Origin of the sequence: Hypericibacter terrae (assembly GCF_008728855.1) — a bacterium.
GTDB lineage: Bacteria > Pseudomonadota > Alphaproteobacteria > Dongiales > Dongiaceae > Hypericibacter > Hypericibacter terrae.
Window position 1 is genome coordinate 5,103,051 of sequence record NZ_CP042906.1, and the last position, 17,849, is coordinate 5,120,899.

At 67.0% G+C, this 17,849-nt stretch carries 16 protein-coding genes; 8 read left to right on the forward strand and 8 right to left on the reverse strand.

The annotated features are described in order from the left end of the window. Positions 1-33: 33 nt before the first annotated feature. Positions 34-1,779, reverse strand: a complete 1,746-nt coding sequence (locus tag FRZ44_RS23345) for a putative bifunctional diguanylate cyclase/phosphodiesterase (protein WP_191908262.1) — start codon at positions 1,777-1,779, stop codon at positions 34-36. Between the two features lie 311 nt (positions 1,780-2,090). Here FRZ44_RS23345 and FRZ44_RS23350 point away from each other — a divergent pair, with 311 nt between their 5' ends. From FRZ44_RS23350 to FRZ44_RS23360, 3 genes are all read left to right on the forward strand, one after another. Further along, the gene (locus FRZ44_RS23350) at positions 2,091-2,432 is read left to right on the forward strand and encodes a hypothetical protein (protein ID WP_151179437.1); all 342 of its coding nucleotides are present in this window, start codon (positions 2,091-2,093) and stop codon (positions 2,430-2,432) included. Positions 2,433-2,561: 129 nt separating this feature from the next. Beyond that, positions 2,562-3,314: a type 1 glutamine amidotransferase gene (locus FRZ44_RS23355; RefSeq protein WP_151179438.1), complete on the forward strand. Its 753-nt coding sequence runs from the start codon at positions 2,562-2,564 to the stop codon at positions 3,312-3,314. A gap of 94 nt (positions 3,315-3,408) precedes the next feature. After that, positions 3,409-3,915: a hypothetical protein gene (locus FRZ44_RS23360; protein ID WP_151179439.1), complete on the forward strand. Its 507-nt coding sequence runs from the start codon at positions 3,409-3,411 to the stop codon at positions 3,913-3,915. Positions 3,916-3,964: 49 nt separating this feature from the next. On the opposite strand, the gene FRZ44_RS23365 is transcribed toward FRZ44_RS23360, so the two are convergent. Continuing rightward, positions 3,965-4,768: an EamA family transporter gene (locus FRZ44_RS23365; protein ID WP_225308416.1), complete on the reverse strand. Its 804-nt coding sequence runs from the start codon at positions 4,766-4,768 to the stop codon at positions 3,965-3,967. 161 nt (positions 4,769-4,929) lie between these two features. Between FRZ44_RS23365 and FRZ44_RS23370 the strand changes: the two genes are divergently transcribed. Beyond that, positions 4,930-5,424: an Lrp/AsnC family transcriptional regulator gene (locus FRZ44_RS23370; protein ID WP_151179441.1), complete on the forward strand. Its 495-nt coding sequence runs from the start codon at positions 4,930-4,932 to the stop codon at positions 5,422-5,424. 591 nt (positions 5,425-6,015) lie between these two features. Here the strand turns inward: FRZ44_RS23370 and FRZ44_RS23375 are convergent. Both FRZ44_RS23375 and speB read right to left on the reverse strand, forming a co-directional pair. Continuing rightward, a complete protein-coding gene (locus tag FRZ44_RS23375) occupies positions 6,016-6,405 on the reverse strand; it encodes a thioesterase family protein (protein WP_151179442.1) in 390 nt (129 codons plus the stop codon). Further along, positions 6,402-7,376 (reverse strand): agmatinase, encoded by a 975-nt coding sequence (gene speB / locus FRZ44_RS23380; RefSeq protein WP_151179443.1) that lies wholly within the window; start codon positions 7,374-7,376, stop codon positions 6,402-6,404. Before speB ends, FRZ44_RS23375 begins: the two co-directional genes overlap by 4 nt. A gap of 326 nt (positions 7,377-7,702) precedes the next feature. Between speB and otsB the strand changes: the two genes are divergently transcribed. From otsB to FRZ44_RS23395, 3 genes are read left to right on the forward strand one after another with little or no spacing between them, the layout of a single operon-like run. Then, a complete protein-coding gene (otsB, locus tag FRZ44_RS23385; RefSeq protein WP_151179444.1) occupies positions 7,703-8,524 on the forward strand; it encodes a trehalose-phosphatase in 822 nt (273 codons plus the stop codon). Positions 8,525-8,548: 24 nt separating this feature from the next. Then, the gene (locus FRZ44_RS23390) at positions 8,549-10,363 is read left to right on the forward strand and encodes a glycoside hydrolase family 15 protein (protein WP_151179445.1); all 1,815 of its coding nucleotides are present in this window, start codon (positions 8,549-8,551) and stop codon (positions 10,361-10,363) included. After that, positions 10,348-11,757: an alpha,alpha-trehalose-phosphate synthase (UDP-forming) gene (locus FRZ44_RS23395; RefSeq protein ID WP_151179446.1), complete on the forward strand. Its 1,410-nt coding sequence runs from the start codon at positions 10,348-10,350 to the stop codon at positions 11,755-11,757. The genes FRZ44_RS23390 and FRZ44_RS23395 overlap by 16 nt, the downstream gene beginning before the upstream one ends. A 24-nt stretch (positions 11,758-11,781) precedes the next feature. Here FRZ44_RS23395 and FRZ44_RS23400 read toward each other — a convergent pair whose 3' ends face one another. The 4 genes from FRZ44_RS23400 to FRZ44_RS23415 all read right to left on the reverse strand — a co-directional run bounded on the left by FRZ44_RS23400 (position 11,782) and on the right by FRZ44_RS23415 (position 16,569). Beyond that, positions 11,782-12,399: a glutathione S-transferase family protein gene (locus tag FRZ44_RS23400; protein ID WP_191908263.1), complete on the reverse strand. Its 618-nt coding sequence runs from the start codon at positions 12,397-12,399 to the stop codon at positions 11,782-11,784. Between the two features lie 207 nt (positions 12,400-12,606). Further along, entirely contained in the window at positions 12,607-13,125 is a 519-nt protein-coding gene (locus FRZ44_RS23405) for a hypothetical protein (protein WP_151179448.1), read from the reverse strand. 116 nt (positions 13,126-13,241) lie between these two features. Further along, on the reverse strand, positions 13,242-15,752 hold the full coding sequence (hrpB, locus tag FRZ44_RS23410; RefSeq protein ID WP_151179449.1) for an ATP-dependent helicase HrpB: 2,511 nt from the start codon (positions 15,750-15,752) through the stop codon (positions 13,242-13,244). Positions 15,753-15,762: 10 nt separating this feature from the next. Continuing rightward, entirely contained in the window at positions 15,763-16,569 is an 807-nt protein-coding gene (locus tag FRZ44_RS23415; protein ID WP_151179450.1) for an AraC family transcriptional regulator, read from the reverse strand. 83 nt (positions 16,570-16,652) lie between these two features. On the opposite strand from FRZ44_RS23415, the gene FRZ44_RS23420 reads away from it, so the two are divergent. Then, on the forward strand, positions 16,653-17,822 hold the full coding sequence (locus FRZ44_RS23420) for an MFS transporter (protein WP_191908264.1): 1,170 nt from the start codon (positions 16,653-16,655) through the stop codon (positions 17,820-17,822). Positions 17,823-17,849 lie beyond the last annotated feature (27 nt).

The following is a 17,849-nucleotide window of genomic DNA, read 5'->3' on the forward strand; positions in this document are numbered from 1 at the left end:
CAAAAGAAGGGGGAGGGAACAAGAAAAATCAGATCACGCAGCCCCGGCCTTCTTCGCGCCGCTCTTGAGTGCGGGCAGGGTCGCGACCGGCTGGCTGCCGGCGAGCCAGGGCCGCTCGAGGCTCGGGCGGCCGAAATAATAGCCCTGCAGATAATGAACACCCTCATTGGCGAGGAAGCCCGCATCCTCGCCGGTCTCGACGCATTCGGCGACCGTCTTGAGGCCGAAGGCATCGGCCATGCCCAGAAGGTTGCGCACGAAGAGCTGATGCTCGGGGTTGTCGCGCAGATTGCGGATGAAGCTGCCGTCGATCTTGACGATGTCGAAGTTGAGCGCCTGAAGATGGCGGAAGCTGGTATAGCCGGCGCCGAAATCGTCGAGCGACAGCCGGCAGCCGAGGTCCTTCAGCTGCTGGATGAAGCGCGCCGTCTCTTCGACATCCTGCAGCGCCGTCGTCTCGGTGATCTCGAAGATCAGCCGGCGGGCCATTTCCGGGCGATCCTGCAACAGCAGCTTCAGCGCGCGGAACCAGGTCGGATCGGCAGCGGTCAGGCCCGAGAGATTGACCGCCAGCTCGACCGTGGGGTGGATCGCCAGCTCCGCCGCGGCCAGCTCGAGCACGTGGCGGTCCATCTGGCGCACGAGCCCCAGCTGTTCGACCACCGGCACGAAGGCAGCCGCGGGCACCAGCTCGCCGCTCGCGCTCTTGAGGCGGATCAGGCATTCATAGGAAACCGGCTGATGCGTGACGGCATCGACCACGGGCTGGAAGGCGAAGCAGAGCCGGTTTTCGGCGATCGCGCGCTCCACCTCGGTGACGATGGTCTGGCTGCGGCGATGCAGCAGGTTCTGCTGCTGCGAGGCCTGATAGAGCGTGAAGCGGTCGCGCCCGTCGCGCTTGGCCTGGCGCAGCGCGGTCTCGGCGCGGGTGACGATGTCCTCGGCCGTCATATGCTCCGGATTCGGGAACACCAGGCCGCCGATCGAAACCGTCACATGGACGCGCGCCGGGTCGACGGGGATCGACATCTCGCGCACCGCCTGCAGGATGCGCTCGGCCGCGCGGTTCATCTGGATATCGGAGCAGCGCGGCAGCAGCACGCCGAAACGGTCGGCACCGATGCGGCCGACCGTGTCGGAGGAACGCAGGATGTGATCGAGATGCTGGCCGATCGCGATCAGCACCTGGTCGCCCGCCTGGTAGCCGAACGCGTTGTTGACCTTGCTCAGATTGTCGACGCCGATCACCAGGAAGGCGCTGGTGACGTTGGCCTCGTAACTTTCCTTGAGGCAGAGGTCGATCGAATCGCGCAGGCGCAGCTTGTTGAAATGGCCGGTGAGGTCGTCGAAGCTCGCCAGCCGCTCGAGCCGCGCTTCGTGCTGCTTGCGCGCATTGATCATGCGCAGCGTGCCGATCAGCCGCTCGGGATCGCCGCCTTCCCCGAGCTTCACCGCGCCGCGATCATGCACCCAGCATTCCTCGCCGCTCTGCAGGCGCAGGCGGTATTCGCAGTCGTAAGGCGCATGCTGGTTGAAATGCTCGGTCAACGCCTTGAGGCGCTGCGGCAGGTCCTCGGGATGGATGTGACTGGCCAGCATGCGACCGGAGTCCGGCACCAGCTCATCGCCCGTGCCGAAGAAACCGCTCGCCAACCCGACCCACTCGATCCGGTCTGCGGTCAGATCCCAGTCATAGACAAGATCGCCGGAAGCCTCGATGGCGTCCCGAACCCAATCCTTGGAATCGGGGGCCGTCTGCGGCCAAGACCGCGCCGTCATGGGCAACAACCTCCTACCTGAAGGCATTCGGCCGGCGGCAACCAGGAAACCAGATGCCCTAACCTGGATCCCTCGCCGGCTTCCCGGACGATAGGGGCCGCGGCTTTAAGAATCTATGAAACCAGATGGTTGCCGCGGGACCGCTCGATCTTGCGCTAAATCCGGCGGGTTTCAGCGGATTTGCCTCGAATTTGAAGTTAACTGGCTAATATCATTTTAACCATGTTTGTTAGCGATCTCGGCTTGTCCCCCGGGCGTTTGCCTCAATAATCGGATTGAGAGGCCGGCCTACGGCCCTGGAGGACAAAAGAATGCCGCTCGATATCGTGACGCCACCGATATCGTCATCGATTACCAGACAGGATCGCTGGCAAGCCGCCCTGCCGCGGGCCGACAGGCCTGCGGCGGCGAGCTCGGCCGATCTGTTTGCGGCATCGGCGGCGCCGGAAATTTCGCGCGCCCAGACCCCGCCGGCGGGCAGCAGCGCCGCCTTCCTGGCCCAGACCCTCGCGCAGGCCGAGACCGTCAGGCCGCGTGCCAGCGCGCCCCTGCCGCCCGCCAAGGCCACGCTGGTGGCGCAGCGCTATGAACTGGCCGAGAGCCGCGATGCCATCCTGCGCGGCGAGCCCATCCTGTTTCGCGTTCGCGCCTGAACACCGCCTGACGGCGCGCCAGCCGTTCGATAGCAGAACCGCAGAGCCATCGACGCCTGGCCATCGCCGGCCTTATGCTGGCGCCCGCTTGCCCGAAGACCCGTCAGCGGAATTGCGGTCGAAACCCTCATGCGCATTCTCGTCTTCCAACATATCGCCTGCGAGCATCCCGGCATCTTTCGCGAATTCCTGCAGAGCGACGGGATCGCCTGGGACGCGATCGAGCTCGACGAGGGACAACCGATCCCGGCGCTCGATCGCTATGACGCGCTCTGGGTCATGGGCGGGCCCATGGATGTCTGGCAGACCGAGCAGCATCCCTGGCTGATCCCGGAGAAGGCCGCCATCCGCCAGGCCGTGCTCGGCCGGCGCATGCCTTATCTGGGAATGTGCCTGGGCCATCAGCTCCTGGCCGATGCGCTGGGCGGCGAGTGCAAGCTCATGGCCAAGCCCGAGATCGGCGTGCTGGGCGTCGAGCTGACCAAGGAAGCGCATCGCGACGTCCTGTTTCGTGGGCTGCCGACCAAGGCGAAGGCACTGCAATGGCATTCGGTGGAGGTGACCAGGCTGCCGCCGCAGGCGACGGTGCTGGCGCGCTCGCCCGATTGCGCGGTCGAGGCCATGCGGGTCGGCGAGCGGGCCTGGGGCATCCAGTATCATGTCGAGATCACGGGCGAGACCGTGCCGCAATGGGGCTGCGTGCCGGAATATGCCAAGGCGCTGGCCGACCGGCTCGGCGCCGACGCCCTTCCCCAGATCGAGGCCGCGGCCAAGCAGGAGCTGGCCTCGATGACGCTGGCGGCGCGCCGGCTTTATGACAATTTCCTCGGCGTCGCGCGCGCCCACAAGGCCGCGCGCGGATCAGGCCGCGCCGCGCAATAACGCAGGCGAGACTCGCTCGGCCCTCGCGGCTCAGGGTTACGCCGGCGGTTCACATCTTTGCTCTCCGCGACGAAGCAACCGAAGAGAGGCGGTGATGGTCGGGAAAAGTGCGCTCGCGGCAATTGTCGCGGTGGGTTGGCTGGTGACGGGCACGCTGTTCTTCGCTGACGGGGCTGCCAAGGCCGATGCACCCGAGGAATTCGACTTCGTCCAGACGGCGACGTCGGGGAGCTTCAAGGACGGCATCCTGACACTCCATGGCATCGGCAAGGCGACGACCTTTTTCGGCGAGCGCCCCAACCGCGACGTCGGCGAGATACCCTACGATGAGTTCGTGGCGTCTTGGGATGCCGCAAAGGAGAGCTTTGCCGCCGATCCGCCCAATGCCAGCCTCGTCTTCCACAATGGCGGGCAGGCCGGCATCGCCATCGTCGAGCTGAGCGAACCCGCGCTCGCCGGAGACGCGATCCGCTACCATGTCAAGTTTCTCGGCGGAGATCTGCCGGAAACCATCGGGCCGGCATCGCTGTTCATCGATCCGGGCTTCATCGCCGGTGCAATGTTCAAATTCCATCAGCACAAACAAAATCCCCAAAACTGACGGAAGTCGCGCGTCAATCCTGATCGGGGTTTAAGTCGGCGAGACCCGTTCAGATCTCGCGGCGCAGGGCCACGCCCGCAACGACGAGGCCGATGCCGAGCAGCTCCGTCAGGCTCGGCACCTGCTGCAGCACGACGAACCCGATCAGGCTCGCCATCGCCGGCAGCACCGACAGCAGCAGCGCGAAATGCGCGCGGGGCAACCGCGCCATGGCGAGCTGGTCGCAGATATAGGGCAGGACCGACGAGGCGATGCCCACACCGGCGCCCGCCAGTAGCAGCCAGGGATCGCCGAAGGCAGGCCAGGCGGCGCCGATCCCGAAGGGCGTGATGGCGAGGAGCGCCACGCCCATCGCCGCGCCCAGCCGCTCGATACCGGCGGCACCGCCCGACGCAGCGATGCGATGGCCGAGCAGGATATAGAGCAGGAACAGCCCCGCATTGGCGAAGGCGAAGAGATAGCCCAGCGGCTCGCCCGCCAGCCGGATGTCGGTCAGGATCGCGACGCCGGCGACCGCCAGGCCCAGCGCCAACAGATTGCGCGCCGTTCGCATGCCGATGGCGGCGAGCGCGATCGGGCCGATGAACTCGATGGCGCCGACCGTGCCGAGCGGCAGCCGGTCGATCGCCAGATAGAAGGTTGCGTTCATCGCCGCCAGCACCAGACCCAGCGCCAGCACGGTCAGGCGCTGGGTCTGCGTGGCCCGAAGCCAGAAGCGCCAGGCGCGGCGCGACAGGCCGAAGATCAGAGCCGCGGTCGCGATGCGCAGCCAGGCGACACCCAGCACCTCGATCTTCGCGAACAGCAGCACCGCGAAGGACGGTCCCAGATAATGGAAGACCGCGCTGGCCATGAAATAGCCCAGCGGCGGAATGCGCCCGGCCCTCGCGCCGAGCGGGACTGGCGAGGCTGGCCGCGTCTGCGACGATGGCGAAGAATCCATGACCGCCCTATGATCGGACGACGGATGCAGACGCTTCCATATCGAGACGAAAGAGATCCGGATATTCTTCGATGAAATCGAAAGCGAAACGGCCAATCGGCCTTCAATTGTCGAAGTTGCTCCAGGATCCCCGCAATCTCGACCTCCTCCGCCATTTGCGCGCGGATCCGCGCATCGCCATCTCCGCCCTGGCGCGCAAGGTGAAGATGTCAGCGCCGGCGGTGAAGGAACGCGTCCAGCGCCTCGAGGAGGCCGGTATCATCCAGGGCTATCGCCTCGAGCTCGATCCGGCCGCGCTTGGTCTGCCGATCGCGGCGATCGTCCGCATCCGTCCGATGCCGGGCCAGCTGCCGAAGATCGCGAAGCTCGCCCAGTCGCTGCCGCAGGTGGCCGAATGTCATCGCATCACCGGCGAGGATTGCTTCCTGATGAAGATCCATCTGGAATCGCTCGACGCGCTCGATCCCCTGCTCGACCGCTTCCTCGTCTTCGGCCAGACCACGACCTCGATCCTGCAGTCGAGCCCCGTGCCCTCGCGCGCGCCGCCGCTGCCCGACGAACGGTGACGGCCGAAGATTCGCACTGGGAGGGCCGGAAAGGTTTCGGTCCCGCCCGCGTGAGTTGAAGTCCGAGGAGAGAGGCGCTCGAACCCTCGCCACGCGGGCGGAAACCGGCAGGCCCCTGTCGTCGCGAGGGCCCGAACCACCGGTCGACTGCTGGGCAAACAAGGGGAGAGCCAAGTTTCGCCCAACCGGTCCCGCGACCGGCGGATCCCGATGGAAGTCCTTGCCGGGTTTGAGCCCGGGAATCTGGCGTCTAGTCCGTCAGAGCAGGCCCCCACCTGCCCTGGATCCCCGAGCCTCGTTGCGGCCATGCCACCCACCGAAATCCCGATCCTGCAGGCTCGTGACCATGGCCGTTCGGACTGTCGCACTGTCATGGACGCCACGTTCCGAACCGGTCGCGATGCCAATCCCTGCCAGCACCAAAAGCACCAAGAAAATCAGAGATTTGACGATGAACTTGGTGCGCTGGGTCAGGGTCGTCATGGCGGTGTATAAAATGCAATTAAGAACCATTTGCAAATATATCTAAGGCCCCCGACGAGGCCTGTCAAGCGTTGTCGCGAATGATTCGCAAAAAGGAGGAAGGACCGCCTAGCCGGGCTTCTTCTCGGCCGCGAGGAAGCGCGCGAGGTCGACCACAGCGCGCTGATGGCGCCCGCGCATGACGACGCGCTCGCCCTGGCGCGCCTCGACCTGGAAATCCACGCGTCGCCCCTGGACCGCGACGACCTCGGCCGTGGCCTCGATCGCCTGCCCCAGCGGAGCGGCCGCCAGGTGCTCGATATCGACCCTGGTGCCGACGCTGACTTCACCGGCTTCGTAGCAGCCGAGGATCGCGCGATGGCTTGCATCCTCGAGGAAGCCGATCAGGGCGGGGGTCGAAACCACATGCACGCCCGCATTGCCGATCGCCGATGCCGTGTGCGACGGGCTCGGCTCGATGCGATAAACCCCGCGCGCGCCGATCGCGATCGGCTTCATGCGGAGACCCGGCGCTCATGGCGCGCCTGGAAGATGAAGCCCAGGAAGTTCATCAGGATCTGCGCCGCGAGGAAGCAGGTGATGCCGGTAGGATCGTAATGCGGCGCCACCTCGACCAGATCGATTCCCACCACATCGCCCTGGCGCGCCAACCCCTGCAGGATCTCCAGCACCTCGTAATAGAGGAAGCCGCCATGGCTCGGCGTGCCGGTGCCCGGAGCGATCGAAGGATCGAAGCCATCGATGTCGATGGTGACATAGTAGCGCTTGCCCGCCGGAATCTTCGCGAGCGTGCCGGCCGTGCCGAGCCGTCGCACGTCGCGCACCGACAGGATCGCGGATCCCGCCCGGCGCGCCGCCTCGTAGTCTTCGCGGTTCGACGAGGAGACGTTGCGGATGCCGAGCTGCGTCATGCCCTGCACATGCGCCATCTCCGACGCGCGGCGCAGCGGGTTGCCATGGCCGTAGCGCACGCCATGCCGCTCGTCGACGAAATCGAGATGCGCGTCGAAATGGACGATATGGACCGGCTTCTCCTCGGAGAATGCCGCGATGACCGGCGCGTGGATCGCGTGATCGCCGCCGAGACAGAGCGGCATCGCGCCTGCCTTCAGGATCTGGCGCACCGCCGCCTCGGTGTTGCGATGGCAGGTCATGGTGTCGGTATGGACCATGTCCACATCGCCGGCATCGACCATGCGGACCTTCTCGGTCGGCAGATAGACGACGTCATCCTCATGGTCGTAGGCGCCGGCATGGCCGAAACAGAACAAAGTCGATGCCTCGCGAATGCCACGGGGCCCGAACCGCGCCCCGGCGCGATACTGCGTCCCCATGTCGAACGGCACCCCCAGCACCGCCACGTCCGCATCGATCTTCGCAAGATCGGTGCAGATCGGCTGCTTGGCGAAAGTGCAATGCCCGACGAAGGGCAAATTGAGTCGGCCGGTGTCATAGCCATGCTGGGCCATCGGGTTCCACGCTCCTGGTCGTTTCGGCCGTACGCATTTCGTTCGGCGTCGCGCATCGGCGGCTCACACGGTAGAACGCCGCCTCCGGGCCGCCAAGCGCGCCGTGGCGGCGATGCCTGCAGAAATCCGCGACGGAGATCGAGGATTCGCAGCGGATAGCGATACCACGCCGGTCGATCAAGGGTTGACAGGCCCCGCCTTTGTCGTTTGGTTAGGGCGTCCCCGAAACGCCCTGCCCCGCGGTGCATCCCGAATCATCCGTGATCGGAGGTCACTGCGGCATTTCCCGTTCACCCCTGGCAGAAGGAATTGCCGCGATTCGGCCGATGCAGCAGGCTTTGCCCCCGTTGGAATTGCAGCCCGGCTCGCCGGCGATGCGCCTGAATCGCCTGGAGCCGGACGAGCTTCGCCGTCGCTTGGCGCTGTTCCTCGATATCGACGGCACTTTGATCGACCTCGCCGCGACGCCGCAATCGGTGGTGGTCCCCGACACGCTTATGATTGTGCTGAGAACGCTCGAGTTGCAGCTCGACGGCGCGCTGGCGCTCGTCACCGGCCGCAGCCTCACCGACGTGGACCGCCTGTTCTCGACACACCGTTTTGTCGTAGGCGCTCAGCATGGCGGCGAGATGCGGGGACCCGCCCGCCAGCCGCGCCAGGAACTGATTTTCGTGGCCGCGCTGAACCGGCTGCGGCCACGCGTCGAGACGATCCTGCCGAGCTGGAAGGGGCTGCTGCTCGAAGACAAGGGCCGTTCGATCGCAATTCACTATCGTCAGAATCCTGGTGTCGCCTATGAGCTCAAAACGACGCTCCACCGACTCATAGCCACCGAAGCAGACGCGCTGGAACTGCTGGAAGGAAAATTCGTTTTTGAGATCAAGCCGAAGAACTTCGACAAGGGAGATGTGGTGCGGGCGCTGATGATGGTGGCCCCATTCAAAGAGCGTGTGCCGATCTTCATCGGCGACGATGAAACCGATCGTGCCGGGATGGCCGCCTCGCGCGCCCATTCGGGCTGCGCCATTCGCGTGGGCGATAAGCGCGATCTCCTGGCCGACGGCTTCCTGCCTTCGCCGGCCGCGACGCGGGCCTGGCTGCGCGAGCTCTCCATCCGGTTCGATCGCGGGGTGACCGCCGCGCAGTGAGATCATTGCCATGAAATTTGCTTCATGAAGCCCGCTTCCCCGCCTCAAGCCAATCTCGATCTGGCGGCGATCGGCAATTGCATCGTGGCTTCGCTGATCGACCGCCGCGGCCGCCATGTCTGGCACTGCCATCCCCGTCTCGATGCCGATCCCGTCTTCAGCGCGTTGCTCAATGGCGAGGATCCCGAGGCCGGCTTCTGGGACGTCGAGCTGCGCGGCACGGTCGAGAGCCGGCAGAGCTATGTCGGCAATGCCGCGATCCTGGTGACGCATCTGAGCAGCGCTGAAGGCGACGAGATCCGCATCACCGATTTCGCGCCACGCTTCAAGCATTACGGCCGTATTTTCCGTCCCGCACAGCTGGTCCGCCGGATCGAGCCGGTGCGCGGCCACCCCGTGATCCGAGTCCGCACCCGACCGCATTTCCGTTATGGGGCGGTGCCGCCGCAGAAGATGTCCGGCAGCAACAGCATCCGCTATATCGGCCCTGATTTCGTGCTGCGGCTGACGACGGATGCGCCGCTCGCCTATCTCGCCGACGAATCGCCTTTTGTCCTGCAAACCCCGGTGACAATGACCCTGGGAGGCGACGAGGTGATCGCCGATTCGCTTCCCAGCCTGGCGCGACACTATTACGAGGAGACACTCAGTTACTGGCAGGACTGGGCACGCTACCTCAACGTGCCGTTCGAATGGCAGTCCGCGGTGCTGCGCGCCGCCCTTGCCTTGAAGCTCTGCTCTTACGAGGAGACCGGCGCCGTGGTCGCGGCGCTCACCACCTCGATTCCCGAATCCGCCAATAGCGGGCGCAACTGGGACTACCGCTTCTGCTGGCTGCGCGACGCCTATTTCGTGGTGCGCGCCTTCAATCGCCTGGGCGCGACGCGCACCATGGAAGACTTCATCCGCTATATCACCAATCTCCTCGCGATCGAGCCCGCGCCCTCGCTCAAGCCGCTCTATCCGATCGTGCCTTCGACTTCGGCCGAGGAGACCACGGCTCCGCACCTGGCGGGTTACCGCAGCATGGGGCCAGTACGCGTCGGCAATGCTGCGGCGCTGCAGACCCAGAACGATTCCTATGGCAGCGTGATCATGGCGGCGGCGCAGATGTTCTTCGACGAGCGCCTGCCCAAGCGCGGCGATGCCGCCTTGTTCGAGCGCCTCGAGCAGGTGGGCAACGCGGCGGCCACCTTGGGCGTGCAGCCGGATGCGGGCCCCTGGGAGTTTCGCGGCCACCAGGCGATCCACAGCTATTCGGCGGTCACCAGCTGGGCCGGCTGTCATCATCTGTCTCAGATCGCCGCGCGGCTTGGATTCGCCGACAAGGCCCATCATTGGAAACATACGGCCGAGAGCTTGCGAACTGAAATCCTGGAGCGAGCCTGGAATCCGAAACTCAAATGCTTCGTCAGCGCCTTCGACGGCACCGAGATCGATGCGAGCCTGTTGCTCTGGCCCGAACTGGGCTTTATTCCGCCCAGGGATCCGCGCTTCCTCTCGACCTTCGACGTGATCGAGAAGCAGCTCCGGCGGGGCACGCATATGATGCGCTATATCGCGCCGGACGATTTCGGTTCGCCCGAGAGCGCCTTTACCGTCTGCAGCTTCTGGTATGTGAATTCGCTCGCGCGCGTCGGCCGCCCGGAAGAGGCGCGCGAGATCCTGGAGTCGCTGCTGGCCAGCCGGAATTCCTCGGGCTTCCTGTCCGAGGATGTGGCGCCCGCCACCGGCGAGCTCTGGGGGAACATGCCGCAGACCTACTCGATGGTCGGTCTGATCGGCGCCTGCATGCGGCTCAGCAAGAGCTGGGAGGAGGGGTTTTGGAACGGCTCGTAATCGTTTCGAACCGGGTCCCCCTGCCGCGACAGCGCGGGACCCAGGCGGGCGGCCTCGCCGTGGCGCTCCGCGACGTGTTCGGAAAGGCCGAAGGGCTCTGGTTCGGATGGAGCGGCGAAGTCACCGACCAGACCAGCGGCGAACTGCGTTTCACGCGCGCGGGCCGAATGACCTACGCGGTCATGGATCTCGGACGTGAAGACTATGAGCGCTTCTATAACGGCTTCTCCAATGCCTGCCTCTGGCCGCTGCTGCATTACCGGCTTGGACTCTTGGATTTCCATCGGGAAGATTATCACGGCTATATGGCGGTCAATCGCGCGATGGCGGCGGCACTGAAGCCATTGCTGCGGCCATGGGATCGCATCTGGGTCCATGACTATCATCTGATTCCGTTGGGACAGGAGTTGCGAAAGCTCGGCGTCGAGAATCCGATCGGCTTTTTCCTGCACACGCCCTTCCCGCCGGCCGATCTGTTCGAGTCACTGCCGGCGCATGAGAGCCTGGGTGAATGCTTCGCGAGCTACGATCTCGTCGGTCTGCAGACCGAGCGCGATCGGCGCTGCTTCCACGGCTTCGTGGTTCGCAGCCTGGGGGGCGAAGTTCGAGCCGACGGAAAGTTCGAGGTGTTTGGCCGGCACAGCCGAATGGGTGCTTTCGGCGTTGGGATCGACGCGGCCGCCTTTGCCGAACTCGCGGCGGAATCCGGAAGCGGCGACGAGACGGTCCGCCTCAAGGAAAGCCTGGCCGGCCGGCAGCTCGCGATCGGCGTCGATCGGCTCGATTTCAGCAAGGGCCTGCCGAGCCGATTTCGCGCCTATGGCCAATTGCTCGAGCGCTGGCCCGAGCACAGGTCGAAAGTCACCTATCTTCAGATCGCGCCGCATTCGCGCGGCGAGATAGCGGCCTACCGGACGCTGCGCCGCGAGCTCGAGCAGATCGCGGGCCGCATCAACGGCAAGCACGCCGAGTTCGACTGGCAGCCGCTGCGCTATCTCAACAAGGCGCTGACGCGGCCCGTGCTGGCGGGGTTCTATCGCCTGAGCCGGATCGGGCTGGTGACGCCGCTGCGCGACGGCATGAACCTGGTGGCCAAGGAATATGTCGCGGCCCAGCCGCCCCAGGATCCCGGCGTGCTGATCCTGTCGCGCTTCGCGGGCGCCGCCGAGAGCCTGACAGCGGCGCTGCTGGTCAACCCGTTCGACGCGGATTCCATGGCGGATGCGATGCATGCCGCCCTCGTCATGCCGTTCGAGGAGCGGCACGCGCGCTGGCAGGCGATGATGCAGCAGCTCAAGGCCGACGGGGCCGCCTGGTGGGCCCACCGCTTCCTGGCGACGCTCGACGCCGCGAGCCGCGACGCGCATCCCCTGTCGCCGACCGGCACCCAGTAGCGCCCGCGAAGCCGGCGCCTTCGTCTAGGCCGGGACCCTCATGCCGCGCTGGAGGGCCGGCCGCGCCGCCATCGCTGCCGCCCAACGTTTCAGGTTCGGCAGCTTGCCACCCTCATGCAGCAGCGGCGCCCGGTAATTGTAGGTCGGATAGAGCGCGAAATCCGCGATCGAGACCTCGCCCGCCAGATAATCGTTCAACCCCAGCAGGCGATCGGCTTCCTTGAAATGCAACAGCAGTGTGTTGCGGATGAAGTCGGCATTCTTCGCCGAGCGATCCGGCACCCGCTCCTCGGTCACGAAGAGCGCGCCGCTCCAGGGCGAGCAATCGGACATCGCGGCCATGAAGGCCTGGAGCACCAGTGGCCGCCGCGCCGGATCGGCAGGGAGGAACTTTCCGCTCGTAATGGCGCAATGAAGAACGATGGCGCCGCTCTGCGCGATCGTCAGCGGCTTGCCGCCGGGGCCTTGCGGATCGACCAGGACCGGCACCTGCCCGCGCGGGTTGAGCGCCAGGAAGGCAGCCGAACGCTGCTCGCCCTGCTGCAGATCGACCTTATGGGCCCGATAGGGGATGGCGCATTCCTCGAGGATGATCGAGGCGCGCTGACCGTTCGTGGTGGCGGCGGTATAGAGCTCGATCATGACGCTTCCCCCGTGGCCGGCGAGAGCAAGACCACAGCACAGCGCCTGCGTCATGCCAAGGGGATGAGCCACCCTGCCAACCAGAGGGACGCCGCGCCGGGATCGAACGCGGCGGGGAAGGGCCGCGGGGCCGTCTTGCGGGCAACGGGATCGAGGGTTGTGTCGGCACCGGGGGACATCCCGGCGCCGTCATTCATGGCGTCCCGGTCACTGCAGCCAAGGTCGCTGGGCATTGTCGTTCACCGCCATGACCGCGACCCGGCTGGCCTCGCGCGCCGGCAGGAAGAGGTCGTTGTCCGCCATCCGCGCGCTCAGGACGCGCGAGGCCGAAAGCAGCGCGGCGATCCGGTTGGAGCCGGTGAGCGCGAAGGCGGCCGCGCGCGATCCCTCATTGTCGGCGGCCTGCGCCGAGGCCAGCAGCCCCAGGATCACCATCTCGTCACGACCCACGCAGGGACAGCAGGGATGATGAAAATGCAGCACGCGCTGCGTCTGCCCGTGCAGCGCCTCGACGAAGCGCACGAACTCCTGCAGCGCGCGCTCGGACTCCCGGCTGCCGAAGCGGCGCGCGAACTCGCGCAGGATGTAGCCCTTGAGCGAGAGCGGCGCGATCCAGCAACGGAAGGCCCAGACCATCAACCGCTCGGGCAGCTCCAATTCCGAGAGCAGCGCGGGTCCGCCGCCGAATTCACCGATGCCTGCCGGTCCGCCTGCCGAAGCACTCATGCCGCTCACTTCCTCCGGGCTGTCGATCTCAAGAGAGCGGAGGCTATTGCAAATGCAAATGATTTGCAATTGCATATATAAATGATTGGAGATGAACGTATTTTCAGGGCATCAGATCAGTGCGGGCTGCCGGGCCGCTTGGCCCGCGCGGTTGGCGGTGCCGTCAGCGGGTCCTCGGGCCAGGGATGCTTCGGGTAGCGCCCGCGCATCTCCGAGCGCACCGCCTTGTAGGAGCCGCGCCAGAAGCCCGGCAGATCGCGCGTCACCTGGACCGGACGTCCCGCGGGCGAAAGCAGCGCCAGCGTGATCGGCACACGACCTTCGGCCAGACTCGGATGCTGCGCCAGGCCGAACAGCTCCTGCAACTTGACCGAGAGCGTCGGTCCGCCATCGGCACTGTAATCGATCGCCGCCTCGCGGCCTGTCGGCAGCACGAGATGAGTGGGGGCCGCGCGCGGCAGCCGCCGGCGCTGGTCCGCCGTCAGCATCGCATCGAGCGCGTGGCTCAGATCCTGGGCCTCCATGTCCGAGAGCCGGCGCTTGCCGGCGAGGAAGGGACCGAGCCATTCCGCGAGATGGTCCTGCAGCCACGCGTCGCTCATATTCGGCCAGCCATTCCCGCTGTCCTGGGCCGGCTCGGCGTGGCGCATGAAGCCGACGCGGGCGCGGAACTGCCGGTGGTGATCGCTCCAGGGCAGCGACTCAAGCCCGAGCCCGCGCAAGCCGTCGATCAGCGCTCTCGCCACGGCCTCCGCCTCGGGCCGGTCGAGCCTGGACTCGCCCAGAACGATCTGGCCGAAGCAGCGCAGCTTTCGGGCCTTCACGCCGCGCGTCGCCGGATCGAAGGCGATCTCTTCCGTCTCCTCGATATGGGCCGCGAAATCGCTTTCGATCTCGGCTTCCGTGATCGCGGCCGCGAGCAGGATGCGTGCGGAGGCCGCCTCGCCCGCGATCTCGGCCACGGCGAGATTAGGTTCCTGCCCCAGCGAGTCCGCGGCCTCGAGGCGACCGCCGCGGCCATTGGCCAGCAGATATTCGCCGCGCTTGCCGGGCCGCGCCTGGGCCACGCGGTCGGGATAGGCGAGCGCCAGGATCGCGCCGGTGCGCGACAGATCGCGCGCCGTTTCCCCGGCCGCGCGCTTTCCTTCCGGCGCCGCGAGGCGCTCCCAATTCTCCGCGAGCCGGCGCGCATCGCGCGCGCGGGGACTGCGGTCATTGCCGAAAAGCGAGAGCCGGTGGCGCAGATCGCTGTCATTGCCGCCGAGACCCCGCTCGGTCAGCAGCAGCGCGATCTCGGCGCCGAGCGCGCCTTCGCCGCGTTCGGCCGCGGCCCGCAGCATATGGGCGAGGCGCGGCGGCAAGGGCAGGCGCGCCAGCGCCCTTCCATGCGGGGTAATCCGCCCCTGCGGATCCAGCGCGTCGAGGCCGACGAGCAGCTCGCGCGCGGCCGAGAACCCCGCCTTGGGCGGCGGATCGAGCCAGGCGAGATCGCCCGGATCGGCCGCGCCCCACTCCGCCAGCGCCAGGGCCAGCGCCGCCAGGTCGGTCTCGAGAATCTCCGGTCGCGCGAAGGGTTCGAGGGCGCGGGTCTCGGCTTCGTCCCAGAGGCGATAGCAGACGCCGGCCTCGGTTCGCCCGGCCCGGCCGCGGCGCTGGTCGGCGGCGGCGCGCGAGACGCGTACGGTGGCGAGCTCGGTCATGCCCTTGGCCGGGTCGTAGCGCGGCACGCGCGCGAGGCCGGAATCGATTACCACCCGCACGCCTTCGATGGTGAGGCTGGTCTCGGCGATCGAGGTCGCGAGCACGATCTTGCGCTTGCCCTTGGCCGCGGGCGCGATGGCGAGATCCTGCTCGCCGCCTTCCATCGCCCCGAACAGCGGCGCCAGGATCACGTCGGCGTCGGCGATGCTTTCCGTCAGCAGCCGCTCGACGCGCCGGATTTCACGCGCGCCGGGGAGGAAGACGAGGAGGCTGCCGCTCTCGGCACGCAGCGCCTGCAGCACCGCATCCGCCACCTGCGGCTCGATCGGCCGGCGCGGCTCGCGACCGAGATAATGAGTCTCGATCTCGAAGAGCCGGCCCTCGCTGCGGATCAGGGGCGCGTCGCCGCGCTCGCCGCCGAGCAGCTTCGCCACCCGGGCGCCGTCGAGCGTCGCCGACATGGCGAGGAGCCGCAGGTCGTCGCGCAGATGGCGCTGGGCGTCGAGCGCCAGCGCCATGCCGAGATCGGCATCGAGGCTGCGCTCATGGAATTCGTCGAACAGCACCGCCGCCACGCCCTCGAGGCCCGGGTCGGACAGGATGCGCCGCGCGAACAAGCCTTCCGTCAGGAACTCGATGCGCGTGCGCGGACCCACCGCCGCCTGCAGCCTCACGCGGAACCCCACCGTGTCGCCGACGGATTCCCCGCGCTCCTGCGCGATGCGCCTCGCGGCCGCGCGCGCGGCCAGCCGGCGCGGCTCCAGCACCAGGATCTTGCCACCCTGGGCCCAGGGCTCGTCGAGCAGCGCCGGGGGCACGCGCGTGGTCTTGCCGGCGCCGGGCGGCGCCACCAGCACCGCATTGGGTGAGCGCGCGAGCGTCTGCTTGAGTTCCGGCAGTATGTCGTCGACCGGCAGCTTGATCATGAGGGCGATGTCATCGCGGCTGGTCGAAATAGCGGCTGGGCGTGACACCCAGGCTGCGCCGGAACATGGCGGTGAAGGCGCTCGGGCTTTCATAGCCCAGGTCGAGCGCCACATTCGTCACCGGTTCGCCGGTCCCCAGCCGCGCGAGCGCCTCGATCAGCCGCGCCTGCTGGCGCCAGGCGCCGAAGCTCATGCCGGTCTCGCGCTGGAACAGCCGCGCCAGGGTGCGTCCGCTGGCGCCCGCGCTGCGGCCCCATGCCTCGAGCGCGCGGCCATCCTCGGGATGGCGCAGCAGCCTCTCGCAGATCTTCGCCAGCCGCGGTTCGGCCGGCATCGGCAGATGGAGCGGCAGCGCCGGCAGGACGCGGATCTCGTCGAGGATGAGCGCGATCAGACGGCCGGCGGCGCCCGCGATGTCGTAGAGTCGCGGCAGCTCCATCGCGCGCAGGATCATCTCGCGCAGCAAGGGCGACACCGACAGCACGCAGCATTGCCGCAGCATCGAGGCCGCCGCCGCGGGCTCGACATAGAGCGTGCGCATCGAGACGGGGCCCGTCATGCGGATCGCGTGATCGGTCGCCGGCGGAACCCAGAGGGCGCGATGGGGCGGCACCACCCAGGACCCGCCCGGTGTCGTCACCGTCATCACGCCCGTGACGGCGTGAAGCAGTTGTGCGCGGCGATGGCGGTGCGAGGGCACCACCTCGCCTGCGTCATAGGAGTCCGCCCAGGCGACGACATCGCGCGGTGTGTCGTCGAGCAGATCGGGGTCCAGGTAGGCCCGCCGTTTTGTCCGTTTCTCGATAATGACTGACATGATAGCGAGGGTAAGACAGACGGCCGGCGCCTACAATGCCCGTCCTGTCGATCCTGCCTCGCCTCGGGAGTTCCCCAGCCGTCATGCGCCGCCCAGATCCGACCATCGGCTTCATCAATCTGGGCCACGTGTTGGTCCATCTCTTCATGCTGATCTTCCCGACCGCCGTGTTGGCGCTGGAGCGGGACTGGAACACGCCTTACAGCCAGCTGCTCAGCCTCGCGCTGGGCGGACTCATCGCCTATGGCGGCGGCTCGCTGCCGGCCGGCTGGCTCGGCGACCGCTGGAGCCGGCGCGGCATGATGGTGATCTTCTTCTTCGGCACGGGGCTCGCCGCCATCGCGACCGGCTTCGCGCAGGGCCCGACCGGCATCTTCGTCGGCCTCACCGCCATCGGCCTGTTCGCCTCGATCTATCACCCGGTCGGGATCGCGCTTCTGGTGCGCAACCAGGCGAAGCTCGGAAAGACGCTCGGCATCAATGGCGTCTTCGGCAATTTCGGAATCGCCAGCGCCGCCCTGATCACCGGCGCGCTCTGCGATGGGGTCGGCTGGCGCGCGGCCTTCTTCGTGCCGGGCGCCGTCGCCGTCATCGCCGGCCTCTTCTTCCTCATGACGGTGCGCGCGACCGTGGAAGCGCCGCTGACCGAGACCCGGACGGCCGGCGCCCTGCCGCGCAGCCTGCTGCTGCGGGTCGGGCTGGTGCTGTTCGTCGCCACCATCTGCGACAGCGTCATCTTCAACGCCACCACCATCGCCATGCCGAAGGTGTTCTCCGAGCATCTGGCGGCCTTCACCGAATCGACGCTGGGCATCGGTGCGCTCCTCTCGATCGTCTATGTCCTGGCGGCGATGGCCCAGCTCCTGGTGGGACAGCTGATCGACCGGCACGGGGTGGGCCGCATGTTCCTGCCGGTGGCGGCGCTGCAGGTGCCGCTGCTGATCGTCGCCGCCATGAGCCCCGGCATCTTCATCCTGCCGATCGCGGTCGCGCTGATGTTCTCGGTCTTCGGCCTGATCCCGATCCTCGACGCGATGGTGGCGGTCATCGTCGACGAGCGCTGGCGCGCCCGGGTCTATGCCGTGAGCTATGTGCTCTCCTTCGGTGCGAGCCCCTTGGCGGTGCCCCTGATCGCCTACACGCATGACGCGGCGAATGGGTTCTCGAGCCTGTTCCTGGCGCTGGCGGTGATCGGCATGGGCACGGTGGCGTCGGCCTTGTTTTTGCCGCAGAGAGCGCTCATGCGGGCCTGAGCGCAACAGCCGAAATGTCCCAAATTC